The organism is Idiomarina sp. Sol25, from assembly GCF_033052775.1.
Lineage (GTDB): Bacteria > Pseudomonadota > Gammaproteobacteria > Enterobacterales > Alteromonadaceae > Idiomarina.
On the sequence record NZ_JAUPEW010000001.1, the window covers coordinates 685,931 to 712,159 of the forward strand.

Genomic DNA, 26,229 nt, shown 5'->3' on the forward strand with positions numbered 1-26,229 from the left:
CACTTATCGTCATCGTTAAACGAAAAAAGGAGCAGTAGATGACTGCTCCTGTACTATTTATCAGTCAAAGAACAGATTAACGCTCTTCTAAAGCCGGAACTTTACGCGGCTCTGGGCCAGTATAATCGGCACTTGGGCGGATAATACGGTTGTTTGCACGCTGCTCTTTCACATGAGCGGTCCAGCCGGTAACACGCGACATGACAAAGATTGGTGTAAACAATTTGGTTGGAATACCCATGTAGTGATAAGCCGATGCATGGAAGAAGTCAGCATTCGGGAACAGTTTCTTCTCGTCCCACATGACTTTCTCACAACGTACAGACACATCATATAAGCGACTGTCGCCCACTTCTTCGGACAATTTCTTAGACCAGGCTTTAATGACATCGTTACGCGGATCAAAGTCACGGTAAATCGCATGACCAAAGCCCATGATTTTCTCTTTGCGCTCCAGCATGCCTTTCAACTTCTGCTCTGCATCGTCAGCGTCTTTCATGCCTTCAATCAGCTCCATTGCCGCTTCGTTTGCACCACCATGAAGTGGGCCACGTAATGAGCCAATGGCACCGGTCACACAAGAGTGAATGTCAGATAAGGTTGAAGCACAAACACGAGCCGTAAAGGTTGATGCGTTAAACTCATGCTCAGCATACAGAATTAATGACGTATTCATTACCGCAGCATGCAGCTCAGAAGGCGCTTTGTCGTGTAACAAGCGCAGGAAGTGTGCACCAATAGACTCTTCTTCAGAATCGGTATCAATACGAACACCGTCATGAGTAAAACGATACCAGTACAATACGATACCCGGGAAAGTCGCCAGCAGACGTTCGATGTGATCGTCAGCTTCATCAAAGCTTTCTTCTGTTTCCAGGTTGCCCAGCATAGAGCAACCAGTACGCATAACATCCATTGGATGTGCTGATTTTGGAATACGCTCAAGTACGTCTTTAACTTCCTGAGGTAAAGTACGCAGTGACTTCAAACGCTTTTTGTAATCAGTTAGCTGCTGCTTATTCGGTAACTCACCTTTAGCTAAAAGGTAAGCCACTTCTTCAAAACTGACTTTTTCCGCCAATTCAGAAATGTCATAGCCACGGTAGGTTAAACCTGAGCCACTTTTACCAACGGTACATAATGCCGTTTCGCCGGCTGACTGTCCGCGCAAACCTGCGCCGCTTAGTTTCTTCTCTGCCATAATGTTGTTCCCTTCTTAATTTTACAAAGTCTTTTGTATTCGATATTTCACCTGACGTTAACGTCAGGCTACGTCGTATTATTTCTTAAATAACTGATCTAATTTTTCTTCAAAATCGTGATAATTCAAAAAGTCGTACAGCTCTGCGCGAGTCTGCATATTATCAACCACGGCTTTCTGGTCACCGTTCTCTAAAATACTATTGTAGACGTTCAGTGCGGCTTTGTTCATTGCCCGGAAAGCACTTAAAGGGTAAAGAACAATTTCCACCCCAACGTCAGCTAATTCTTGTTTATTAAACAGTGGCGTTGCGCCAAATTCAGTGATATTTGCCAGAACCGGCACATTCAGCGCTTCGGTGAAAGCTTTATACTGGTTAAGTGTATGGACAGCTTCTGCAAAAATGGCGTCAGCGCCGGCATCAACGCAAGCCTGAGCACGTTCAATGGCGGCTTCCAGTCCTTGTTGTTGCAGTGCGTCGGTACGCGCCATAATCAAAAACTGGTCATCAATGCGCGCATCAACTGCGGCTTTAACGCGGTCAACCATTTCTTCCTGAGTCACAATTTCTTTGTTTGGACGGTGTCCACAGCGTTTTTGAGCCACCTGGTCTTCAATATGCATTCCGGCAGCACCGGCACGTGTCATTTCTTTAACCGTACGGGAAATATTGAATGCCCCGCCCCAGCCAGTATCAGCATCAACTAACAGAGGTAAATCGGTTGCCGCAGTAATACGACGAATGTCTTCACAAACATCATTCAACGATGTCATGCCTAAGTCAGGCAAGCCAAAAGACGCATTCGCCACGCCGGCACCAGACAGGTACAGCGCTTTGTGCCCAACCTTTTCTGCCATCATTGCTGTGTAAGCGTTAATGGTGCCAACAATCTGTAAAGGATTTTCGTCGGCAATTGCTTGGCGCAACTTAGCACCCGGGCTTGTCATATGAGTCATGATGTTTCCTTTTCTGTTTGTAACCGTAATTCAATATTCTTACGAGATGCGCCTATATGACGGCGCATTAGCAGATCGGCCAATTCACCATCGCGATTAGCAATAGCATTAATAATGGCTTTATGTTCATCGAAGGCGCGCGAAACTCTCGGACCATTCATACCCATCTGCACTCGATACATACGGACAAGATAGTAGAGTTCGTCGCAAAGCATATTAATTAAATACTGATTTTTACTGCCGAGTATAATGCGATAATGGAAGTCGAGATCGCCGGCTTCCTGATAGTAACTTTCACCTTCACGAACCCGTTGAGTTTCCAGATGCTTATCTAAAAGCTGTCTTAACTCGTCTATTTCATTATCAGGCATTTGCTCTGCCGCTAAACGACAGGCCAGGCCTTCAAGCTCTTCCCGAATTTGATATAACGAAATTAATCCATCCATAGACAAGGTAACCACTCTGGCACCAGCGTTCGGAATTCGTTCAATAAGATGGCAGCGTTCGAGCCGGGCCAAAGCCTCACGCAATGGCGCTCTGCTGACATTGAAGCGTCGGGCAAGCTCCGGTTCGCTAATTTTACAACCCGCCGCGATATCTCCTTCGACAATAGCGCGCTGTATTTCAAACAAAACGCGGTCTGATGAAGTAATGGCGGAACGTTCTAAAGGGCTGACTATTTGCATTAATTGTCGACAGTAATTGTTGATTCAAATATTTTCCATGAAAAACACCATGTTTGCAAGGCAAATCAAATTAGATTGTCGACAATCTAAAATCGATTGTTTTTATCACTAATACCTTTCAATATAGCAGCTATCACTTTATCAGGACTACAGAGACCGACATGTTCGAATAAATTAGCATGCCAAAAGCCATAAACCAGTGGCATTTCGCGAGGGCATACCAGAGGATAAACACCCCAAAAATTGAGTATTTCATCGTTTTCGGTTTTATTTCACGGCGGTCGCTAGTAAAGTAACGCCACTTTTTTTGACTTAGACCAAAGTCGAACAGGACCAAAGTTTCAATAACTAAACGGATAATAACAATGGATCCAACAAAAATAGTCGACAAAGACGCAAGTTTTTTCGGACAACCAGGGGGCTTACAAACCCTGTTTTTTACCGAAATGTGGGAGCGCATGAGTTACTACGGTATGCGCGCATTGCTGGTTCTTTTTATGACCGCAAGCTTACAAGAAGGCGGTATAGCATTCACCGTCGCCTCAGCAACAGCCATCTACGGTTTGTACACCGGTGCCGTATACTTTATGGGTCTACCTGGCGGTTGGATAGCTGACCGATTATTAGGCGGACAGCGCGCCACCTGGTACGGCGGCATCATTATTATGCTTGGCCACATTGTATTGGCCATACCGAGTAAGGCTGGTTTCTTTGTTGGTATGATTTTGGTGGTACTTGGCACAGGTTTATTGAAACCAAACATCACCGCCATGGTTGGCCAGTTATATAGCTCCGACGATGACCGTCGCGACGGTGGTTATACGCTTTATTATATGGGTATTAACATCGGTTCGATTATCGGTTACATCGTTACCGGTTACCTTATGGAAAATGCCGGTTACCACTGGGGCTTCGGCGCAGCCGCTATTGGTATGGCATTTGGCCTTATTCAGTACAAACTGACTAAACCTAAACTTGGCAACGTTGGAGCAAAACCGCCTAAACCTCTTGGTCCCAAAGCGGCAAAGCGCACCTGGGGAGTTATTTGGCTCTTATTGGCTGGTTTAGCGGTTTTCACGTATTTAGCATTGACTGACTACGTTGCCATAGACCCAACTCTAGTAGCTGGTAATGTCGCTGTTATTTTCACTATTATCTTTTTTGTGTATTACCTATCAATATTCATTTTTGGTAAGTTGACCAAAGATGAAATGAAGCGACTCGGCGCCTTATTTCTGGTCTGTATTGCCTCAACCATGTTCTGGGCAGGCTTTGAACAAGCAGGTTCTTCATTCAACTTGTTTGCGCGAGACTTAACCGATCGTATGGTTGGCGACTTTCAAATTCCAACCACTTGGTTCCAATCGCTGAACTCTTTCTTTTTGGTTGCCTTGTCACCCTTCTTCGCAGCACTTTGGATAAACCTCAGCAAGCGCATGATTAACCCATCCTATGGCTTCAAAAGTGCGATTGGCCTTATCATTATGGCGACTGGTTTCATTGTCATGTTCTTTGCATCACAAGCAGCGGCAAGTGGCATGAAAGTGGCTCCATACTGGTTAGTCGCGGTCTACTTTATCCATACTGTAGGTGAGCTCTGTTTAAGCCCGGTAGCATTGAGTGCGGTCAGTAAATTATCGCCCAAGCGTATGGCTGGACAGTTAATGGGAGTTTTCGTTCTGACTTATGCCATGGGTAACGTCATTGCTGGTCTTCTGGCGGGTGGTCTTGACCCGGAAAACCCACAGGCGATGCCAGAACTTTACTGGACTATCTTCGTATTCGGTGTGAGCGTCGGTGCGGTTGTATTCGTATTGGCTCTGTTTACCCGTAAATGGGAAAAGCTGGCGCCGGACGATGGTGAAGACGAGCACCCTGGTGCGGTCATCGATGCCAATGAGCCAGTAGGCAAACCATAATTCACTTCTTTGTGAAAAACTGCTAGAAAGGGGCCTTCGGGTCCCTTTTTTATTATCGGTAGCACTTATGCTAAAAAAACTTATTTTATTAGCCAGCCTAACTTACGGTACTGTTTTTTCCGCCAGCCTACTTGCAGAAAATATAAGTCCCCTGCCCCTTAAGCAACGCGCAGAGATCGTTGATGAGCTGCTTCAGCAACGTGTGCAGAAACTGCTTCCGGAGTTAATGCAACAGACCGGCATTGATATGTGGGTACTAATAAGTCGCGAATATAACGAGGATCCTGTACTTAAAACCTTCCTGCCCAGCGACTGGTTATCTGCCAGACGAAGAACCATCTTAGTTATCCATAACCCAGGCAAGGGTGAGAGCCTGGAAACCTTAGCAATAGCCCGTTACAACGTTGGCGAGGTGTTTAAAAGTGCCTGGAATCCGGAGCAACAGCCTAATCAATGGCAACGTCTGACGGAAGTCATTACAGAGCGTAGCCCAGGTTCTATTGCAATTAATCAGTCGAAAGACTTTGCTCAGGCCGACGGGATTACAGCAACGGATAAAGAACTTTTTGTGGCCGCTTTACCCGATAATCTAAAAAATAGAATTGTGAGTGCTGAACCGCTAGCCGTTTCCTGGCTTGAAAAGCGAATAGAAGCAGAGCTGCCCTATTATCGTAATGCCGTTAAGCTTGCTCATCAAATTATCGCTGAGGGATTTTCAAGCAAAGTGGTTTCAGTTGGTGAAACCACCACAGAAGATCTTCAGTGGTGGTTCCGTGAACGTGCTGCACAAGAAAATCTGCCAGTTTGGTTCCATCCTTCAGTGAGTGTGCAGCGCATCGATGATCCTCAACCAGGCAACCCTCGTTCGACCGGCGTTACCATACAACCCGGCGATTTACTGCACGTGGACTTTGGCATTACGTACCTGCGTTTAAATACCGATACTCAGCAACATGCTTATGTTTTAAAAGAAGGCGAGTCAGACGCACCTGATGCACTAAAACAAGCGTTAGCAAACGCTAATAAACTACAGGATATTCTGACAGAACAGTTTGAAGAGACACGTACAGGCAATGACATTTTGCTTGCGGCATTGGAAGAGGCCAGAAGCGAGGGTCTGGAGCCTATGATTTATACCCATCCTATAGGTTATTACGGCCATGGATCAGGGCCTACCATTGGCATGTGGGATAAACAGTACGCTATACCAGGCGGTGGCGAATACCCGCTATTTTCTAATACGGCTTATTCTATAGAACTTAATAACAAAACCACATTCGAGGATAAAGCCATCACCATCATGCTGGAAGAGGATGCATTTTTTGATGGTGATGGTGTTAGTTACCTAAACGGCAGACAGCAGTCCTTTCATCTTATCGACTAGGCTTTTCTGAAACATAAACAGTAATATGCCCGGCGGCTACAACCGTGCCGTCGCTGCGCTTGGCTTCTACCGATATGAGCTGATCGCCCGGTTGCCAGGTGGACTCTGAGCTAGATGCTTCTATGGTCACATCGCTGTCTGTTTTCGCCAGATACTGCACATTCATGCCTTTCGGTAGCCAGCGAAGATGTTTTGGAATCGAAGCTTCGGCTAATGCTCCCATCGCCATTTCCATACCGTTGCAAACAGCAATAGCGTGTACCGTACCAATATGGTTCTGTACCGCCTTTCGCTTCTTAAACGTCAGTTGACAAAAGTTCGGCCTTAACTCAGTAATAAGCGGCTTAATTGTTTTAAAGTAAGGCGCTTTTCGGGCAAACATTGCCGAAAAAATCTTACGCCCAAAAGGTAGCTTTAAGCAGCGTTCGTACAAATTAATAAGGTAGTTGCCAGTTGCCAAAATCGTTACTCCAGACCTGTGTTAATGAAAACCTTGTTTCAGAATGTACTAATGTACAGACAAAAAATACAGATATAAAAAAAGCAGGCCGAAGCCTGCTTCTTAAGTTTCTAGCTTACTACAAATTATAAGCTGCCAAGTGTTTCATTTAATACTGAACATGGACGCATTGCTGCTGATACCTTATCGGTATTTGGCTGGTAGTAACCACCAATGTCCACTTTAACGCCCTGAATTTCATTCAGTTCATTGATAATCGCCTGCTCGTTGCCAGACAGTTTGTCAAACAGCTTACTGAAGCGTTCTTTCAGTTCTGCATCATCGTTCTGGTTAGCCAGTGCTTCTGCCCAGTACATTGCCAGGTAGAAATGTGAGCCACGGTTATCAATTTCACCCACTTTACGTGACGGTGATTTGTTTTCTTCCAGGAACTTAGCTGTTGCCACATCTAAGCTGTCAGCCAGTACTAGCGCACGCTTGTTATCAAAAGTACGGCTTAAGTGCTCAAGAGACGCTGCTAACGCCAAAAACTCACCTAAAGAGTCCCAACGTAAGTGGTTTTCTTCAACAAACTGCTGTACGTGTTTAGGCGCTGAACCGCCGGCACCCGTTTCAAACAAACCACCGCCATTCATTAACGGAACAATTGACAGCATTTTCGCTGAGGTGCCCAGTTCCAGAATTGGGAACAAGTCAGTCAGGTAGTCACGCAATACGTTACCGGTAACAGAAATGGTGTCTTTGCCTTCTTTCACACGCTGTAGCGTATGGCGAGTCGCTTCAACCGGCGCCATGATCTGAATGTCCAGACCATCGGTATCGTGCTCTTTTAAGTACTCTTCCACTTTCTTAATTAACTGAGCATCGTGTGCACGGTTGCTGTCCAGCCAGAATATTGCCGGCATACCACTTAAGCGTGAACGGTTCACCGCCAGCTTAACCCAGTCGCGAATCGGTGCGTCTTTCACCTGACACATGCGCCAGATATCACCTTCTTCCACGTTGTGTTCGAAAACGACATCACCAGCTTTATTGAAAACTTTCACCACGCCGTCGGCGGGAATTTCAAAGGTTTTATCGTGCGAGCCATACTCTTCTGCTTTTTGCGCCATTAAGCCAACATTAGGTACTGTACCCATAGTTGCAGGGTCAAAGGCACCGTTTTCACGACAGAAATCGATGGTTTCCTGATAAACACCAGCATAGCTGCGATCTGGAATCATTGCTTTTGCGTCTTGCTGGCTATCATTCGTATCCCACATTTTACCAGAATCACGGATCATCGCCGGCATAGATGCGTCGATGATAATGTCACTTGGAACGTGCAGGTTAGTGATGCCTTTATGCGAGTTGACCATAGCCAGTTCAGGCTGCTTCGCATAAACCGCGTTCATGTCTGCTTCAATGGCATCGCGTTGCTCGGCAGTCAGCTTATCCAGCTTGCCGTAAAGGTCACCAATACCGTTGCTTGGGTCAAAGTCAATTTCTTTCATTACATCGGCGTGTTTTTCTAAAACATCTTTATAGAAAACACGTACCGCGTGACCAAACATAATTGGATCAGAAACTTTCATCATAGTGGCTTTCAAGTGCAATGACAGCAATACGCCCTGCTCTTTTGCCGCTACCGTTTCTTTTTCAAAGAAAGCCTGTAGCTTCTTCTTGCTCATAGTCGCCGCATCAACCACTTCACCAGCCAGTACTGGCACTGATTCTTTCAGTACTTTTTGCTCACCATTACTTTCAAAAACAATCTTGAAAGTATCATCGCTGGCTGACGTCACAGACTTTTCGCTACCGTAGAAGTCACCTTCGTTCATGTGAGCAACGTGTGATTTAGAATCTTTAGACCACTCGCCCATACGATGCGGATGCTTCTTCGCATAGTTTTTTACAGCGCTTGGTGCGCGACGGTCAGAGTTACCTTCACGTAATACCGGGTTAACCGCACTGCCTTTCACTTTGTCGTAACGTGAACGAACGTCTTTCTCTTCATCGGTTTGCGGGTCAAACGGGTAGTCCGGCAGTTTGTAGCCCTGGTTTTGCAATTCTTTGATGCAGGCTGTCATCTGCGGAATAGACGCGCTGATGTTTGGCAACTTAATAATATTGGCTTCTGCGGTTTTCGCCATTTCGCCCAGTTCAGCTAAAGCATCTGACTGACGTTGTTCTTCGGTCAGGTACTCCGGAAACTGCGAAATAATACGACCAGCCAAAGAAATATCACGAGTCTCAACTGAAACACCTGCAGCTTTAGTAAATGCTTCAATAAAAGGCAGAAACGAGTACGTTGCAAGACGTGGTGCCTCGTCCGTTTCAGTATAAATAATCTTTGCTTTATCAGTCGACATAGTCATTCCTATTTATTGGACCAAAGTAAAAATTGCTTCATTTACTTACATAGTTTTGTGGCGAAGATTATAGAGGATCTGCCCTTTAATTACCATTCGCCAATGTTTTCCATAGACGTCCACGGCTCTTCCGGCGGCAAATTATCGCCTTTCTGTAAAAGCTCAATAGAGATATTGTCCGGTGAGCGAACAAAAGCCATGTGACCGTCTCGCGGCGGACGGTTGATAATGACACCATTATCCATCAGCTTTTTGCAAAGCTCGTAAATATTCTCGACTCGAAAGGCTAAATGACCAAAATTACGACCGCCTCGGTAGGTTTGTGGATCCCAGTTATAAGTAAGCTCCAGCATAGGAGCCTGATCTTTCTTTGCTCTTTCGATATCGTCCGGCGCGGCTAAAAAAACCAGGGTAAAACGGCCTTTTTCCACATCCTTGCGGCTGACTTCCTTTAAGCCGAGTAAATCACAGTAGAAATTTAAGGATTGCTCCAAATCATGTACACGCACCATCGTATGTAAATACTGCATAATTCATTCCTTTTATTGAAGCTGATTGGTCAGCTTTTTTCGTTCACGCCAGTCGGGAAGAAAGCTATCCATTAACGCGTAGAAGCGCGCGTTATGATAACGCTCAAAAAGGTGTGTTAGCTCATGAACTACCACGTACTCAAGGCAGCTTACCGGCTTTTTAACTAATTCCAGGTTTAACCATATCTTTTTGCTGCGAATATTACAGCTGCCCCAGCGGGTTTTCATTGCTCTGATGCCAAAGCTACTGCTGTATGCCCCCATTAGCGGCTGCCAGATATCCAGCAACGCTTTAACTTCTTGGGTAATTTGCTCTCGATACCAACGATCCATTACCTGCTTACGCTGATCCGCATTGTAATGCGGCAAAGAAATCAGCCGTAAACGATCACCGAGCCGTTTAACCGAGGTCCCGCGTTTTTTTACCACAACGTCCAGGGGGTGATTTTCCCCCCAAAGCTTGTGTTCCTCTCCTGAAATAAACTGCAACTCTGGCAGAGCCGGCTGCAAAGCAATTCTTTTTCGTTGCTTTATCAGCCAGTCGTGACGTTCAAACAGCCAGCGTTCAATTTCATTTAACGAACACTGTCGGGGGGCAGACACCTCAACATCACCTGAGGGAGCACGCACCCTTAAGTACATATTTTTTATGCGCTTACTCTTTACCGTTACAGGAATACCGTTAATCAAAAGCTCCGCGCTGTATAGGCTTTTACTTTCTTTCGGCATCCTGCTGAGCCACTATCAGTTGTTTCAATTCGCGAATTTCCTGTTGCAGATCAGTAATCGACGGTTCTTTTTCCACACCGTTTTCATCCAAGCCTTCCTGAGCAAGTTCAATTTTCCGACTCTCTTTATCCATGACATTAATCACAATACCAATAACCATATTTAAGAACGCAAAAGCCGTCAGGAAAATAAAGGTCATGTAGTAAATCCAGCTCCAGCCATACACTTCCATGGTTTCGTACTGAATGTCAGTCCAGTCTTCAAAGGTCATCACCCTGAACAGCGTAAGCATTGAAGTGGCAATGTTATCCCATAAAAATGGATTGATATCGGCGAATAAATAACTGCCTACCGCAGCGTAAATATAGAAGATGATAAACATCAGAAGCACAACATAGCCCATCTGCGGAAGCGCTTTTAATAAGGAGTTTATTAAGGTTCTCAATTCCGGAATAATGGATATCATCCGCAGTACCCGGAAAATCCTCACTAAACGCGCCAGCAAAGCCAGTTCCGAGTCATTAATTGGAATAAGACTGACCAGCACGACCAGAGTATCAAACACATTCCAGCCGTCTTTGAAAAACGCTTTTTTATTGTCTTCAGCAATGAAACGGATGGTTATTTCAATTAAGAAAAACAAGGTAATAAAAAGGTCCAGACCGAAGGTCAGACTGTTAGCAAAGGCTGGTAATTCGTATGTTTTTGCGCCAATTTCTAATGCCGAAATAATGATGACGGCAACCACCAGCGCTTCAAATATTTTGTTACTTTTAAGGTGAAATAACTGCTTTTTTATTTTTTCGTACATAAAGTAACAACTCAGAAGAACAGTAAGTACAAGACAACCGCTAAGACTAGACGGTAGATAACGTAAGGCCACATACCGAACGCATTTAGCCACTTAAGGAAGAAGTGAATAGCCGTAATGGCGGTTAAAAAGGACACTATGCCGCCAACCAGAAAACCTAACCAATCTACCGCTATAGACTCTGAAGCTATGGTTAATAATTTGACCAAAGCCGCCGCAGTCGTAATTGGAATGGCCATAAAAAATGAAAACTTCGAGGCCGACTCCCTGCTAAGACCTAAAAATAACCCGGCGGTTATCGTTGCTCCAGATCGTGAGGTTCCCGGAATAAGTGCCAAAGCCTGAGCAAGACCGACAATAATCGCGTCTTTAAAACCAATATCCTGCAAAGTCCGGCTGCCCCGCGCAAAACGATCTGCGACCGCTAACAGCACGGCGAACACAACTGTAGTGGTGATGATAACACCCACAGCTCTTAGTGCGGTGTCTATGTAATCCAGTAACAGTATTCCGGCGATACAGGCGGGGATAGTTCCAACAACAACGGCCCAGCCCAACCGGCTTTGTCCAACATGCTGGCGTGCAGCAATAGAACGAAGTCCGTCAACAAAGAGTTCACTGACATCTTTGCGAAAATACAAAATTACGGCGAGCAAGGTACCTACATGAACGGCAAGATCAAAGCCTACGCCCTGATCGTGCCAGCCAGTAAGTATCGGCATTAAAATTAAGTGAGCAGAGCTGGAGATTGGAAGAAATTCGGTTATTCCCTGAATAATCCCCAGGATGATCGACTGTAAGAAATCCATTAATAATGCTCGCTTTCATTCTGCTCAAATAGAAAGTGAGCATTATAGGCAGTTTCGTCCTCAGAACGAAAGTAACATTAAGCGATTAGGCTTCACATTTGCCTTCACCAAACTTCACTACCTGTGGCTGAGATATTTCGTAACCAGACGACTGTTCGGTGACTTCAAAGGAGGTTGCTTTTGCCCCCTACACTCATTCTCGAAGCAACAAAAAGAGCCGATATCCTTGCCAGAGTCTCTTCAGCTATAGTTTATGCATTCAAAAAATAGACGGCTATTTACACATTGTTAACCCAATATTCTGTCATGCAAAGTGCGAATGACATTCTCACCTTCACTGTCTGCGACAAGGAAGCACAAATTATGTTCACTGGCTCCCTGACATATTAACCTCACTGCATAATCATTAACACTGTTAAACGTTAGCTGGCTAATGTGTGCGTCGCGCCCAATACCGTTACCAATAATAGCAACCAAAGATAACCCTGTTTCCACTTCCACCCGGCAAAACTGCTCCAATTCTTCCAGGGCTGCGGCGGGTAGTAAAGCCTGCCCATTTGCAACGCTGCCGCCTTCATCCAGAGTTAACGCAATGCTCACTTCTGAGGTGGTAACCAAATCAACACTCACGTTATACCGAGCCAGTATTTCAAAAAGCCTCGCCAGGAAGCCGCTTGCGTGCAGCATATTCAAACTATGAATTGTCACTAAGGTCTGATCACGGCGCAGTGCAACCGCGCGAACATCAGGTCGGCTTGTCGGGCTGGCAGAAATATAAGTTCCGCCAGCAAGCGCGTCCTGACTGTTGCCAATAAAGACGCGAATGTCGTTCTTTATTGCCGGAGCCAGGCTTGAGGGGTGCAGTATTTTAGCGCCAAAGGTTGCCAGCTCTGCCGCTTCAGAAAAGCTCATTTCCGCGATAGCACGTGCGCTGGCACAAACTCTTGGGTCGGTAGTATAAATGCCGGCAACATCGGTCCAAATTTGTAAATCAGTTGCATTAAAGCCTGCCGCTAAAAGTGCGGCGCTGTAATCACTCCCGCCGCGGCCCAGAGTCGTTGTCTGGTCATTTTCGTCAGAACCAATAAACCCCTGAGTTACCCACACGCCGTCGGATTCAAGTTTTTGTTTCTGCTCCAGACAGTGAGATTTGGTGGTAACTTCATCCGGTTGAGCGCGACCAAAATCACTGTTGGTTTTAAGTAGTTGCCGGGCATCGAGAGTACTGGAGCGCAGTCCCTGTTCAACAAGTAGTGAAGAAAATAGCAGACTGGAACAACGCTCACCAAAGCTCAGCAGTTCATCCCGCCATGAAGCTCGGCCTACCGTAGTTTTTTGGCAATGAAGAGCGAGTTTATGGTGCAGCTGCTCTAATGATTTTTTCACCTGATTGGCATTTTTGAGCTTTTTTTGAATAGCGTAATGAATCTGGTATATCTCATTTAATCGCTTTTCTACTTGCCTTCCCTGCAGGTCTGCTATCGCGACTAAACGATTAGTTACACCGGCACAGGCACTGACAACCACCAGACGGATAGATGAGTTACTTTGAATAATTTCAGCACAGCGGAGCATTGAAGCGTAATCAGCGACGCTTGTACCTCCGAACTTTGAAACGATAAAAGTCACAGTTTTCTCCCGAACAAAACAAAAAGTGTTCGGAGAACTTAGGCTTTGCAGAAAGATATTAGCGGCTGTATATAGCCACCAAAGCGGGATGCAAACACCAGAAGCTCTCCACCTTAAAGGTGACAGTTGCGGGTGTTCAAACCCTGCAACCGGCAACATTGCGCCAAAATGACAATATTACCTCGGCGTGACATCCCCTCTCTTTCGACTTAAATCTGGCTTTGGCGGCCTAAGTTCAAAAGTCCCTGATGTACGCACCTCTTCTCGGTCTGAATTAGACCACGCCAAATAAAGCGCGGTCAATTCATTTGCAGTTTAAGACTGCTTTAATGTGTCCATATCGATAACGAAACGGTATTTCACATCGCCTTTTTTCATACGTACAAAAGCCTCGTTAATATTCTGGATATCAAGCATTTCGACATCACAGTGGATGTTGTGCTCGGCACAGAAATCCAGCATTTCCTGAGTTTCAGGAATACCGCCAATTAAAGAGCCTGCCAACACACGGCGCTTCATTACCAGTGCTCCGGCTTGCAACGCTGGGTCAACCGGTTCCAGTAAACCGACCAGAATATGAGTGCCATCAACTTTAAGACAGTTAATATAAGGGTTTAAATCATGTTGCACCGGTACAGTATCCAACAAGAAATCAAACGTCTCAGCGGCCGCTTCCATTTGCTCATCGTCGGTTGAGATGATGACATTGTCTGCACCTTGTCGTTTTGCTTCAGCAACTTTACTTTCCGAACGAGTAAAAATAGTGACTTCGGCGCCCATAGCTTTGGCGAACTTGACGCCCATGTGACCCAGGCCACCCATGCCAATAACACCCACTTTATGCCCTTCTCTCACACCAAAGTGACGCAGCGGAGAATAAGTTGTAATGCCAGCACACAATAATGGCGCTGCTTTTGCCGGGTCGAGTTTTTCCGGTACTCGCACCACGAAACGATCACTGACCACTATCTTTTCTGAGTAGCCGCCGTAAGTCACACTTTTATCGTGCAAATCTTCACCGTTGTAGGTTGGAACCATTCCGTTCAGACAATACTGCTCCAGCCCCTGCTCACATGAAGAACACTCGCGACAAGAGTCGACCATGCAACCCACTCCAACCGAGTCTCCTACTTTAAAGCCCTTCACATTATCGCCGACAGCCGTGACTTTTCCGATAATCTCGTGCCCCGGCACAACCGGGTAAATCGTTCCGCCCCAGTCGTTTTCTGCATAATGAATATCGGTATGGCATACGCCACAGTATGTGATATCAATAGCAACATCGTCACTACGCAATTCACGACGCTCTATTGGATGAGGGGCTAACTCAGAAGTTTCTGATTGCGCGGCATAGGCTTTCGTCATTTGTTGCTCCTTTAATTTGATTTATCACACTAATGTACTCATCAATTCATTTTTTAGATTGTAGTCCTTTTGAGTTATTGCAACCCAGTCAGGGACAACATACCATTCAAAAATACTGTTCAATAATTGAAGACCTATGAAGTATCACTTTTCCTTACTGCTGGTTGCCCTGTTTCTGTCTCTGAAAGTGTCAGTGGCGACAGCTTTTGTTGATGAAAATAGTGCAGAAAATGAAAAACGTCCACTGAGCGACTATTTGATTCGACACTGGGAAACCCGCGACGGTTTGCCTCACAACTCTATCAACGAAATTATTCAAGATGATAAAGGCTATTTGTGGTTTGCAACCTGGCAGGGACCTACCCGTTTTAATGGTCGTCGCTTTGATATCTACGATAATTTACGCGAGACCGGGTTACCCGATATAGGTATGTATACCTTAGCTTATAGCCCTTGCGATGGCAGCGTATACGTTGCCGGTAACCGAGGCGGCATAGCCCGTTTTTATGATGGCCATTGGCAAACACTTCAGTCAGCACCGCCTTTTGTTAACGATTTAGCCATTGATAGCAACTGTAACCTCTGGGTCTCGACTGCAACGCTGGGCATACTTGTTTATAAAAATAATGAGCGTATTGCCCAGTTCACCACCGAACATGGTTTAGATTCTATGTTCATTTTTGACTCTTTTGTTGATTCCGATGGAAACCTCTGGGCGGCGACAAATAAAGGTCTGCAGGTTAAAAAAGCGGGTAAGTCGAAGTTTATCGATATAACAACGATTCCAGAGGACGTTATTATCACTTTATTCGAGCTAGACGATAACCATTTAATCGTCGGTACAGAGAAAGGCCTTTATAAACAGGTTAATGATACCGAGTTTGAAGCTTTTAAACCTGAAATTGACAGCAGAATAAGTACTATTTTCCAGACTGCCGACAACCAAATCTGGCTAGGAACCTACCAGGACGGCTTGATAAGAATAAACCAGTCGGGTATCGAAAAATTCAGCACTGAACAGGGTTTACCGAATAATCACGTGCTCGACATTATTCAGGACAAAGAAAGCAGCGTTTGGGTGGCAACACACGGGGGCCTTGTGCAACTCAGAGACTCCTTATTTGCCTCTTATACGACTAAAGATGGGCTCACAGGAGACTATGTAAGAGCTGTAGCTGAGAATAAGAACGGAGAAATTATTGTCGGTTCAAGTGTTGGGGTGTCTGTTATTAATAAACTTGATATCGCCCCGCTGGCCGCGGACACCCTATTAAGCGATTTGTCCGTGTTATCTCTGGCTTATGACGACGAACAAAACCTTTATATTGGCAGTTACACCGACGGTCTTTATATCTGGGACGGTGAAAAAGTTACCCAACATTTTACTAATGATGACTTGCTCCAATCAAATGAAGTGCGGCAAATTGCAATCGATGAGCAACTCGGAATTTTTCTAGCCACACCAAATGGCGTCACCCATTTGTATCAAAATACGCAAAGCACTTGGGTATCTCAGCATATTCCTTTAGAGGATATACTGTCTAATGACTTTGTTATGGCGTTGTATCTGGATAAGTACGGGACACTTTGGGTAAGTTCCGGTGGTGGGGTTGCGCAAATAGACATTATTGCCGGCGATGAAGGTTTTAATTATCAAATTACTCCCCTTGATTTAGCTAACCTTAATAATGCACAGCTCGCCTTTCATATTACTGAGCGAGGCGATTATGTGTGGCTGGCAACCGACCGCGGACTGATTGTTCACAATATCGATAAGGATAGCTGGCAGATTTTTAACCGTGATACCGGGCTTCCCTTCGATAATTTTATGTCCGTTGCCTTTGACGGCGATGGAAACCTTTGGCTTGGCTCAAGCCGGGGGCCGATCATGGTGGAACATGACTCATTTACAGAGGTTTTAAATGGACAAGCAGACACGCTGGACTTTCAGCGTTATACCGAAGTTGATGGTCTTGAAAGTGCCCAAATTAATACCGGTGGCCCTTCAATTCTCGAGAGTTCCGATGGCCGCATCTGGCTGGCAACAAGTAAAGGCGTCTCTGTCGTTGACCCGAATACCATCACCAAAATTGGTAACCTCCCTCCGGAGGTCAATATTGAGTCGGTAAAAGCGGACAACAAAACCGTGATTTTTGGCGAAGAGTTGGGCGCAGATACTGACCGCATTGTATTTGAATTCGTTGCTCCCGGTTACCTTATGGCTGAGCACATTGATTATCAGGTACGCTTAGAAGGTTTTGATGAAGACTGGGTGGATAAAAACTCATTCAATTCGGTTGAATACACGACTTTGCCAGCAGAAGACTATGTTTTTCAGGTAAGAGCAAGATACCCAGGAGGCCAGTGGAGCCAACCCGACTATTTTTCATTTCGACAGTCAGCTCATTTTTGGATGCAACCCTGGTTCTGGATTTTTGCCTCTTTGATCACTGCCCTGTTGATTTTAATTATCGTTCGCGCGCGTCTTAATCAATACAACAAAACTCGTTTACAACTTGAACAAATGGTCAAAGAGAAAACCGCCGATTTAGAGACCATGGCTCGACAAGATCCTCTGACTAACCTGGGTAACCGTCGGGCGTTTGATGAGCACCTGCAACATGAACTGAATCGCTGTCGCCGCGACGGAACCTATCTAAGTCTGGCCATTCTTGATGTCGATTATTTTAAAGAAGTTAATGACCGCTATTTACATACTATCGGTGATAAAGTGCTTATTCGTCTGGCCGAAATTTTAAATGATGAAATAAGAGAGATAGACTACGTTGCCCGCTGGGGGGGCGAAGAATTTGCGGTCCTCATTACCAACTCTGAACTGGAAGTTGCCAGAGAAGCTAGTGAGAGAATGCGCGAGCGTATTGCCACAACCCGCTTTGACGATTTAGTTGAGGATATGAAGATTACCGTTAGTATTGGTGTAGCAAGCAGCTACCACTATGCTGACCATTCAAGTTTACTCGTTGCTGCAGATAAAGCTCTGTACCAGGCCAAGAGTGAAGGCCGCAACCGCGTGGAGTCAAAACCATGAGTGAAGTAGAGAAAATTCAGATTGAGGCGTTTTTAGATAACGACAGCGAAACTTTCAGCTATGTCGTTTACGATTCAGAAAGTAAAGACGCCATTGTTATTGATCCGGTACTCGACTTTGATTATGCCTCCGGGAAGACCTACACCGAAGGCGCTAACCGTATTATCGAGTTTGTTAAAGACAATAAGCTTAATGTTGCATGGTTATTAGAAACTCACGCTCATGCAGATCACTTAAGCGCGGCACCTTATTTGAAAGAACATCTACGGGCACCTATTGCTATTGGTGAACACATTACAGAAGTGCAGAAAACGTTTAAGCAGGTTTATAACCTGGACAAAGAATTTCTCCCTAACGGAGAACATTTTGACAAACTTCTGCAAGATGGCGAGACCTTTCACCTAGGTTCAATGACAATTCGGGTGATACATACACCGGGACACACACCCGCAGATATTGCGTACGTAATTAATGAAAACAAAGTGTTTGTCGGCGACACACTTTTTAACCCCGATGTAGGCACAGCCAGATGTGATTTTCCGGGCGGCAGCGCGAGTACCCTGTACTGTTCTATTCAAAAATTGTTTGAACTGGAAGACACCACCGAAGTGTATATTTGCCACGACTACCCGCCGGAAGGACGTCAACATCAATGCAAAACGACGATAGCGGATCAAAAGCGAAATAACATTCACGTTGGCGGCAAAGCCACAGAAGCGCAGTTTGTGAAATGGCGTGAAGAACGCGACGCGACACTGAATATGCCCCGACTCATTATTCCATCAATTCAGGTAAACATTCGCGCCGGACAGCTCCCGCCTGCAGAAGATAACGGTACCGTCTACCTGAAGGTTCCACTGAATCGCTTATAATTAATAGCAACTCTAAGCTAGAGTAAATGATCAACCGGTAACCTGGCGGTTAACCAAACCGCCAGGCGTCGCCAAATACCGGCTCCCGGCTCTTTGTAGAGTCGTAACGCCGGTATTTTACTTTTATCCAGCCAGTACAGTTTATAAAAACGATTAATTCGGGCCTCATAGGTTCGTAACGGCAATTCGTGCTCAAACATCGCGTTAATTCTCTGCGCCATCTCCGCTGACTCAATTAAAAGCCCAGACTCTGTGTTAATTTGCGCTGAACGCGAGTCAAAATTAAATGACCCAACAAAAACTTTCTCACTGTCCACTGTCACGGTTTTAGCATGCAGGCTCGACGCCGAACGCCTGAAATAAGGGCGCATATCTTTGCGTAAGGGTTTTTCCTCGGTGCGTTTTAGCTCAAACAGCTTTACGCCGGACAACAACAGACGACGTCGATGTCGCTGGTAGCCCGCATGTACCGCCGGAACGTCAGTTACTGCCAGTGAATTAGTCAACACTCGGATTTTTATTCCCTGCTCCGACAAATTCTCCAGCTCTTTAACCCCCGTAGGCGTTGGTACAAAGTAAGGAGAAACCATAACAATAGATCGCTTTGCCAAACCCAGAGTTTGCGTCAGCTGCTGCGTCACCAGACGGCTCGGTTTGCTATCAGGCTGAGCTTTTAAAGGGTCGTCGCTGACAACCGTCCCGGTAGCCCTATACCAGGTTTCAGTGTCACTTTGGGGAGTGCCCGTAAGGTGTTCATCAGAAAGCACAAACTGGTGTAAATCTCTAAGCTCCGGTTGCTTTTGATAACCCATCCAAATATCGTCAAACAATCGGGGTTTATCCGACGACCTTATGGCGTTAACCGCAACCGATAAAGAACAGTTCCAGTATTGCTGCCAGTCCTCAAGTAACGTCTTAACGATGTTGCCTTTTGCTATCACATCAAGATCGGAGAACAATTGCCCGGCATGTGTACCAAAATACTCGTTACCAACATTTCGCCCACCGACAATACCTACTTCAGCATCTACCAGCATCGATTTATTATGCATTCGCCGGTTCATGCGCTTAAAGTCGGTTAACCAGTTTAGCCAGCGCCAGCGTCTGTGCTTAAAAGGATTAAAAAGCTTAATATTGAAATTAGCGCGGGAGGATAAATCTCGCAATAAAGGTTCTAACGGTTTGCTGTGCAAATCATCCAGCAGGAGATCAACCCGCACACCACGCTCAACGGCATCCAGTAACTCCTTCAGCAGGGTAAGCCCACTGCTGTCAGGGCGCCACAAATAGTACTGTAACGCAATGTGCTGCCGGGCCTGGCGTATTAACCTCACTCGTTCAATCAGCGCCCGGTGAGCATCTTCCAGCAATTTAAACTGATTGTCCGGGCACCCGGGCAGTAAAGGTGTCATCGCAGTCTGCTCATTGCCCTTTCAAGTCCATCAAGAGTCAATGGGTACATTCTTCCACCCACTAAGTCGTGAATCATTCTAACCGACATATAATAACGCCAATGCTCCTCTGGCTGCGGGTTAAGCCAGGCGACTTTTTCAAAATGACCAGTCAACCGGTTCATCCAGGCTTCGCCGGGCTCTTCATTCCAGTGTTCGACACTGCCACCCGGGTAAGCTATTTCATACGGCCCCATAGTAGCATCGCCGACAAATAGCAGCTTATAGTCCTCGCCATAAGTCTGAATTAACTGCTCAGTCGGAATTTGCTCCTCACGCCGGCGCGAATTTTCCCGCCACACGCCTTCATACACGCAGTTATGAAAGTAAAACAACTCCAGATGCTTGAACTCGTTTTTTAGTGCGGTGAACAACTGCTCGCACTGATACACATAGTCATCCATTGAGCCGCCAACGTCTAGCAGCAGAATGATTTTAACGGCATTATGGCGCTCAGACTGCCACTTCAAGTCAAGTAAACCGCCTTTTTTTGAGGTAGCTTCGATGGTGCCGTTTAAATCGAGCTCTGTCGCGGCGCCGGTGCGGGCAAACTGACGCAGCTTCCTAAGCGCCACCTGAAAACCACGCTGCTCAAGCCGGGCATTATCGTCCAGGTCGCGGAACTCCCGCTTGTCCCATACTTTAGCTGCGCTGCGGTTTCGGTTGCCACCCTGTCCAATACGGATACCACCGGGATGATAACCATAAGCACCAAAAGGCGAAGTTCCACCTGTGCCTATCCACTTAGAGCCGCCCTGATGGCGTTTTTGCTGTTCTTTTAAGCGCTCCTGAAAAGTTTTCATGAGCTCATCCAGACTGCCCAACTGCTGAACTTTACTCTTTTCTTCATCGCTCAGCTTGCGTTTCAAGGCATTCTCTAACCAGTCCTTCGGAATTTTCTCAGTCACATCAACTTTGGCAACTTTATCCACATATTCGCTGAAGGCACGGTCGAACTTGTCATACTGGGACTCATCTTTTACCAGAATAAGTCGCGATAAATAATAAAATTGCTCTACATCAGCGAAAGCTAAGTTGGCTTTCATGGCACTGAGTAAATCCAGCCATTCGGTAATACTGGTCTTTAGTCCGTGCCGTCGCAGGGTTTGAAAAAAATCTATAAACATAATGCGAATTAGCGCCGTTGAATGCGAGCGTATTCAGCTAAGCGCTCCACATCTTGTTCGTGTTTAAGTAACGCACCTGATAAAGGCAGTAGGCCGCCTTGTTTACGGCTTTTACGCAATTCATTAGCATCAATATCTTCAACCAATAATAAGCGCAACCAATCCAGTAACTCCGATGTCGACGGCTTTTTCTTCAGCCCGGGCACATCTCTCAATTCAAAGAACAGCGCTAACGCGGTATCCAGTAAATCACGGTGTAAATCCGGGAAATGGACATCGACAATGGCTTTTAATGTGTCACTGTCAGGAAACTGAATGTAGTGGAAAAAGCAGCGGCGTAAAAACGCATCGGGCAAAGCTTTTTCATTGTTCGAGGTAATAAGCACAATAGGGCGTTGCTCGGCTTTAATTTGCTCACCGGTTTCATAAACGTGAAACGCCATTTGGTCCAATTCGTGCAACAAGTCATTCGGAAACTCAACATCCGCTTTATCAATTTCATCAATGAGCAGAACCGGACGTTTTTCCGCGGTAAACGCCTGCCACAATTTACCGGGGCGAATGTAGTTACTAATATCGTGTACTTTTTCACTGCCCAGCTGACTATCACGCAAACGAGAGACAGCATCGTATTCATACAGGCCCTGCTGTGCTTTTGTAGTCGATTTAATTGACCATTGCAGCAACTCGGTATCTAAAGCATTTGCCAGTTCCTCGGCAAGACGAGTTTTACCCGTGCCCGGCTCACCTTTCAGTAATAAAGGCTTCTCTAGTGTTACGGCGGCATTGACGGCTGTCGCCAGTTCTTGCGACACGACATACTGAGAGCTACTGCTAAATTCCATTCTATATCCTTTACATTAAGCTTAAAATTGAACCTATGGTACAACAGACACTCTGGCGGTGCTAATCGGTGGGCTTTCTGGATAACATCAGTTCAAAGCGCTCCAGCACTCTCGCTATATCGGCTTTAACAAAGGGTTTTGTCACGTAATCGTCCATACCAGAACGCAATGCCTGGGTTCGTGTTTCGGGATAGGCATCCGCAGTAAGCGCAATCACGTAAGGTTGATGAATGTGCATATTCCGCAACGTTCTGGTCGCTTCCATACCATCCATATGCGGCATATGAAGATCCATAAACAGCACGTCGTAGTCTCTGGCCTGCATCATCTTTAACGCGTTATGGGCATCGCTTACCAAATCAACATACTGGTCAAGTGACAGCAACATTTCTTTTATTATCAATTGGTTGATTTTATTATCATCAACGACCAGAACCTGTTTTTTCGATAACTTAGGCACATCATTCGGCTCCGGTTGGTTTAAGCTTTCAGGCTGAACGCTCATTGGTATGCAAAGCGTGAAACAGGACCCCTGTTCAGGTTCGCTATCCACCTGAATCGTACCGTTTAATAACTGCACCAGGTTACGCACTATAGCAAGCCCCAGCCCGCTGCCGCCTTCCGTACGGTTTAATCCATCCTGCTCTTGCTCAAAAAGCTGCCAAATACGCTGAGTATCATAAATACCTACTCCGGTATCCTTTACTTTTACGATAAGGTCGCCTTCGTTTTGCTTTTCGCTATCAGCTTCCCAGCTTGCTTTAATCGCTATGGAGCCTCGTTCGGTAAACTTTAAAGCATTGCTGACTAAATTACTGACCACCTGAGCAATACGAGCCCGATCCATTAATGTTCGCTTCGGAATATCGGCATCAATATCAATAATAAATACCAGGCCTTTCTCTTTTATCGGCTGTTCAAACAGCTGAATGACGTGACTTAACACCTTTGCCGGCGAGTGAACACCCCTTTTGACTTTTAGTTGCCCCTCTTCGGCCTGGGTTAAATCAAGCACATCATTTAACGTCGTGAGCAGATAATCGCCGCTATTTTTTATTGTGCCCAGCAATTGCTGTTGATGTGGGTTAAGCTCAGTTGACTCCAGCACAGACGCGATACCCAGTATACCGTGTAACGGAGTTCTGATTTCGTGTGACATATTCGCCAGAAACACATTTTTTGCATGAGCGGCTTTTAACGCATCTAACTCGGCTTTTTTCTGTTCCGACACATCGGTAACGGTTCCGGTATAACGAATGGCTCTGCCCTCGCTGTCCCGCTCTATGATTTTTCCGCGGTCCAGCACATAAACCCAATGACCATCACGATGCCTTATACGATGAAGACTCTCGTAAAAAGGCGTTACTCCGTCCAGGTGGTTTTTAATGGCCTGCCATACGTCGTCGTAATCTTCAGGGTGTAATCGGCTCGACCAGCTTTCTACATTCGCCTCCAGCTCGCAGACGTCCCAGCCAAACATACTGGCCCAGCGTTGGTTAAAAATGGTAACGCCGGTTTGTGGGTTCCACTCCCAGGTGCCTAAACGGGTCGCGTCCAAAATCAGACGTAACCGATTACGTTCCATTTCAAGCGCAATTTGCAGCTGCTTCCGCTCAGTAATATCAATTAAATAACCGTAAAGATGATTCTCCCCATCTTCGTAGCGTAATAATACCGTGGTATCGGATACCCATACGTCGTGTCCGTTAGCATGCTTTACGCGATAATCCTGATGAGTCAATGAAGAGCCGGACTTCTTGATAAGAAGTGAATTGACTTCCTCCATGACTCGGGGCAAGTCGTCCTGATGAATAAGATCCCGGTACTGAAGTTCATGGCTTTCTAAACGCGTTTTCTTATACCCTAAAAGGTCTTCTATGTTGTCTGAAACAAAACGCACCGGCCATCCCGGAGCATCTTCCCAGATAAACAGACTTAAATGACTTCCCACATTCAGCAGAGCTGCGAGGTTTTCATTGGAAATACGTGTCGGCATTTATTCGGACTCACTTTAAAGGCTTTCTTGCAACCAGTTTGCCGCAGTAGCAACTTGGTGTACACTGGCAAAAACAATAACATAAAAACAACGAAACTCGGATGACCCAGGCAAACGTCAATGAATGGCAAACAGCTCTGCTGACACAAGTTGATCAACTCATAGAGTTGGCGCAAACCCGTTTGCCTGGTCGACAAAAGCCAACCATCCGGGGCCCTGAATACTGGCAACGTTTTGCAAAGCATCATTACGTTCGAGCCGCAGACTTACTTAAAGCAGAACAAGGATTTGAAGCCGCCAAGCACTTTCGGCGTGCAGCGTTATTTGGTCACAGCAAGGCTATGTTGTACTTAGGGCAAATGTTTTTACAAGGTAAGGATTTACCAGAGAGTATTTTTCATGCGTGTTGCTGGCTAACCTTAGCGGATCGGGCCGGTGAAAACGAAGCCGCTAAAATTATTGATGGTTTTCTGCACAAGCTGACGGCAAGACAATTAAACAGCGCCCGCCAGCTTGCCGCCGAGCGCTTTGAACAAATTTGCGACGCCAGTTTTGACGTGCATGGTTTGTAGGCTAAGGTAACCACAACTTTGTTTTTTCTCGTATTTTCCCGGTAGCAACCCAATCCTGAAGTTGATCCGCCATACGTTTTCCCGCGTCCACCGCTTTTTCCCAGTAATCAATACGAGTTGAAGCGTCCAGCTTGGCAAAGTCAGTGCGGTCGGGAATTTTCCCGTAAGGCAGTGATTGAATAAAATCTTCCGACGGCGTAATAAACACGACACCCGGCCATGTCTTACCGGTGGTTCTGCGCCAACTCAATCGTTTATCGAACCAACCCGGAATGGCTTCTTTATGAAAGTGAGGGTAAAGCACCAAACCATTCACGTCAGAGAAGTCCAGGTCAAAGTGATAATCGGTAACACCACCATCACGATAAATACCTTTAGGTGCTCCGGGAATATCGGCCACACCGTCCAGTACCAAAGGAATTGAACCGGTCGCCAGCAACGCTTTCTGAAAGTTATTTTGGGTCAGTTCAACATGGTGTGTCGGTAAGTCGTTCCAGCTTTTTGCAAAGCTTAAGTCTGATTGTGGATGATGAAAGATAACACGCTCATAAAACCGGCCTAACCAGCGGCGGTTCAAGCTGTTGGCGAAAGCTGAACTTAGTAATCCCAGCATCTGCTTTTTTGTTTCGGCTGCTGTCCAGCCCCGGCAACGTGCCACAATAAAATGATGGCGAACCGCTAACTGTCCCAGTATTTCTGTTACCGCCTGATCAGGAACGTACTTGGCCAGCAAGTCTTTGGCTTCGCTGGTAATTTCATTTCTGTCGGGCTTTGCACTGTAAGTCTGGGTTCTGTACAAACGACAAAATAAATCGCTGGCAGCAACTGGGTCTTGTTGCCCTAATGCCGCGAAACGCCAGGCCCCGGCAGAAGTTCCCAGAGTATTCAGCGGCGCTTTCTTATCTTTAAAGAATTCCCCGAACATCCATTTATCAAATCCCTGAAGCACAAACCACTTCGGTCCGCCGGAGGCACCTAACAGCAAACTGATGTCGTCGGCTCTCAGCCCCTGCTCCTGAATATGCTGATAAGCCGACGAGCCTGCTTTTATATTAATCCAATCCGTCATACAACTTCCCTGTTTTACAGTTGTCGTTTTCTTTCTGCGAGAAAACCTAAGAAGAATAATATTCCAATGGTACTGACCGCCAGCAGATGCAAAGGAATAAGACTTAACCAGCCGGCTAAAACAGGCGTAAACCAGACGGTCAGCCAACCGTAACCAAAAGCACAAACCACAATAAAGACCAAAGTCCTGAACACAAAGTGCCAGTGCGCTACCTGCCTTTTCACCATGCGGTTTACTTCAGCGCCGTAAATAACCAATAAAGTGGCAATGATCGCCATAGCTAATTCGTAAAAATGAGGGCGGATCATCATGCCCAAATTATTTAACACATTCTGCACGCTAGTACCCCTCTTAAAAGCATCGCTCGAGTATACGAATTTTCTGTCGCTTTCGCATCCCAAGTTTGCGCTTTGCTGT

The 26,229-nt window shown here is 45.9% G+C and carries 22 protein-coding genes and 1 riboswitch; of the genes, 5 read left to right on the forward strand and 17 right to left on the reverse strand.

The features are described 5' to 3' along the window. Nucleotides 1-76 precede the first annotated feature (76 nt). From prpC to Q5L94_RS03335, 3 genes are all read right to left on the reverse strand, one after another. Nucleotides 77-1,201 carry a 2-methylcitrate synthase gene (gene prpC, locus Q5L94_RS03325; RefSeq protein ID WP_317497051.1) on the reverse strand — a complete coding sequence of 375 codons (1,125 nt, stop codon included), beginning with the start codon at nt 1,199-1,201 and terminating at the stop codon, nt 77-79. A gap of 78 nt (nt 1,202-1,279) precedes the next feature. Further along, on the reverse strand, nt 1,280-2,158 hold the full coding sequence (gene prpB, locus Q5L94_RS03330; RefSeq protein WP_317497052.1) for a methylisocitrate lyase: 879 nt from the start codon (nt 2,156-2,158) through the stop codon (nt 1,280-1,282). Beyond that, nucleotides 2,155-2,844: a GntR family transcriptional regulator gene (locus Q5L94_RS03335; RefSeq protein ID WP_317497053.1), complete on the reverse strand. Its 690-nt coding sequence runs from the start codon at nt 2,842-2,844 to the stop codon at nt 2,155-2,157. Before Q5L94_RS03335 ends, prpB begins: the two co-directional genes overlap by 4 nt. 365 nt (nt 2,845-3,209) lie before the next feature. Between Q5L94_RS03335 and Q5L94_RS03340 the strand changes: the two genes are divergently transcribed. Together Q5L94_RS03340 and Q5L94_RS03345 are read left to right on the forward strand one after the other, a co-directional pair. Then, nucleotides 3,210-4,763: a peptide MFS transporter gene (locus Q5L94_RS03340; protein WP_317497054.1), complete on the forward strand. Its 1,554-nt coding sequence runs from the start codon at nt 3,210-3,212 to the stop codon at nt 4,761-4,763. A 67-nt stretch (nt 4,764-4,830) separates the two neighbouring features. Continuing rightward, nucleotides 4,831-6,147, forward strand: coding sequence for a M24 family metallopeptidase (locus Q5L94_RS03345; RefSeq protein ID WP_317497055.1), 1,317 nt, complete (start codon nt 4,831-4,833; stop codon nt 6,145-6,147). Here the strand turns inward: Q5L94_RS03345 and Q5L94_RS03350 are convergent. The 8 genes from Q5L94_RS03350 to Q5L94_RS03385 form a co-directional block, all read right to left on the reverse strand. Then, on the reverse strand, nt 6,137-6,607 hold the full coding sequence (locus tag Q5L94_RS03350) for a hotdog fold domain-containing protein (RefSeq protein ID WP_317497056.1): 471 nt from the start codon (nt 6,605-6,607) through the stop codon (nt 6,137-6,139). The two genes, Q5L94_RS03345 and Q5L94_RS03350, sit on opposite strands and share 11 nt — an antisense overlap. 125 nt (nt 6,608-6,732) lie before the next feature. After that, a complete protein-coding gene (locus tag Q5L94_RS03355; protein WP_317497057.1) occupies nt 6,733-8,958 on the reverse strand; it encodes an NADP-dependent isocitrate dehydrogenase in 2,226 nt (741 codons plus the stop codon). Nucleotides 8,959-9,047: 89 nt separating this feature from the next. Beyond that, a complete protein-coding gene (locus Q5L94_RS03360; RefSeq protein WP_317497058.1) occupies nt 9,048-9,488 on the reverse strand; it encodes a VOC family protein in 441 nt (146 codons plus the stop codon). A gap of 12 nt (nt 9,489-9,500) precedes the next feature. Further along, nucleotides 9,501-10,217 carry a SprT family zinc-dependent metalloprotease gene (locus Q5L94_RS03365; protein ID WP_317497059.1) on the reverse strand — a complete coding sequence of 239 codons (717 nt, stop codon included), beginning with the start codon at nt 10,215-10,217 and terminating at the stop codon, nt 9,501-9,503. Continuing rightward, entirely contained in the window at nt 10,201-11,028 is an 828-nt protein-coding gene (locus Q5L94_RS03370; protein ID WP_317497060.1) for an ion transporter, read from the reverse strand. Before Q5L94_RS03370 ends, Q5L94_RS03365 begins: the two co-directional genes overlap by 17 nt. An 11-nt stretch (nt 11,029-11,039) precedes the next feature. After that, nucleotides 11,040-11,837 (reverse strand): undecaprenyl-diphosphate phosphatase, encoded by a 798-nt coding sequence (locus Q5L94_RS03375; protein WP_317497061.1) that lies wholly within the window; start codon nt 11,835-11,837, stop codon nt 11,040-11,042. A 288-nt stretch (nt 11,838-12,125) separates the two neighbouring features. Continuing rightward, entirely contained in the window at nt 12,126-13,466 is a 1,341-nt protein-coding gene (gene lysC / locus Q5L94_RS03380) for a lysine-sensitive aspartokinase 3 (RefSeq protein WP_317497062.1), read from the reverse strand. Between the two features lie 93 nt (nt 13,467-13,559). Further along, a riboswitch (Lysine riboswitch) is annotated at nt 13,560-13,737 on the reverse strand. 44 nt (nt 13,738-13,781) lie between these two features. After that, a complete protein-coding gene (locus Q5L94_RS03385; protein WP_317497063.1) occupies nt 13,782-14,831 on the reverse strand; it encodes an NAD(P)-dependent alcohol dehydrogenase in 1,050 nt (349 codons plus the stop codon). 136 nt (nt 14,832-14,967) lie between these two features. Between Q5L94_RS03385 and Q5L94_RS03390 the strand changes: the two genes are divergently transcribed. Beyond that, on the forward strand, nt 14,968-17,880 hold the full coding sequence (locus Q5L94_RS03390) for a diguanylate cyclase (RefSeq protein ID WP_317497064.1): 2,913 nt from the start codon (nt 14,968-14,970) through the stop codon (nt 17,878-17,880). Next, nucleotides 17,877-18,752 (forward strand): MBL fold metallo-hydrolase, encoded by an 876-nt coding sequence (locus Q5L94_RS03395; RefSeq protein ID WP_317497065.1) that lies wholly within the window; start codon nt 17,877-17,879, stop codon nt 18,750-18,752. The genes Q5L94_RS03390 and Q5L94_RS03395 overlap by 4 nt, the downstream gene beginning before the upstream one ends. A 17-nt stretch (nt 18,753-18,769) precedes the next feature. Here Q5L94_RS03395 and Q5L94_RS03400 read toward each other — a convergent pair whose 3' ends face one another. The 4 genes from Q5L94_RS03400 to Q5L94_RS03415 all read right to left on the reverse strand — a co-directional run bounded on the left by Q5L94_RS03400 (nt 18,770) and on the right by Q5L94_RS03415 (nt 24,171). Then, nucleotides 18,770-20,164, reverse strand: coding sequence for a phospholipase D family protein (locus tag Q5L94_RS03400; protein ID WP_317497066.1), 1,395 nt, complete (start codon nt 20,162-20,164; stop codon nt 18,770-18,772). Further along, complete coding sequence (locus tag Q5L94_RS03405; RefSeq protein ID WP_317497067.1) at nt 20,161-21,330, reverse strand: vWA domain-containing protein; 1,170 nt, start codon at nt 21,328-21,330, stop codon at nt 20,161-20,163. The genes Q5L94_RS03400 and Q5L94_RS03405 overlap by 4 nt, the downstream gene beginning before the upstream one ends. A gap of 8 nt (nt 21,331-21,338) precedes the next feature. Next, nucleotides 21,339-22,175: a MoxR family ATPase gene (locus tag Q5L94_RS03410; protein WP_317497068.1), complete on the reverse strand. Its 837-nt coding sequence runs from the start codon at nt 22,173-22,175 to the stop codon at nt 21,339-21,341. A 61-nt stretch (nt 22,176-22,236) separates the two neighbouring features. Further along, on the reverse strand, nt 22,237-24,171 hold the full coding sequence (locus Q5L94_RS03415) for a PAS domain-containing hybrid sensor histidine kinase/response regulator (protein ID WP_317497069.1): 1,935 nt from the start codon (nt 24,169-24,171) through the stop codon (nt 22,237-22,239). 101 nt (nt 24,172-24,272) lie between these two features. Here Q5L94_RS03415 and Q5L94_RS03420 point away from each other — a divergent pair, with 101 nt between their 5' ends. After that, nucleotides 24,273-24,743, forward strand: coding sequence for a hypothetical protein (locus tag Q5L94_RS03420; protein ID WP_317497070.1), 471 nt, complete (start codon nt 24,273-24,275; stop codon nt 24,741-24,743). A 1-nt stretch (nt 24,744) separates the two neighbouring features. Here Q5L94_RS03420 and Q5L94_RS03425 read toward each other — a convergent pair whose 3' ends face one another. Continuing rightward, the gene (locus Q5L94_RS03425; RefSeq protein WP_317497071.1) at nt 24,745-25,812 is read right to left on the reverse strand and encodes an alpha/beta hydrolase; all 1,068 of its coding nucleotides are present in this window, start codon (nt 25,810-25,812) and stop codon (nt 24,745-24,747) included. 14 nt (nt 25,813-25,826) lie between these two features. Next, entirely contained in the window at nt 25,827-26,150 is a 324-nt protein-coding gene (locus Q5L94_RS03430; RefSeq protein WP_253620053.1) for a DUF3392 domain-containing protein, read from the reverse strand. Between the last annotated feature and the right edge of the window lie 79 nt (nt 26,151-26,229).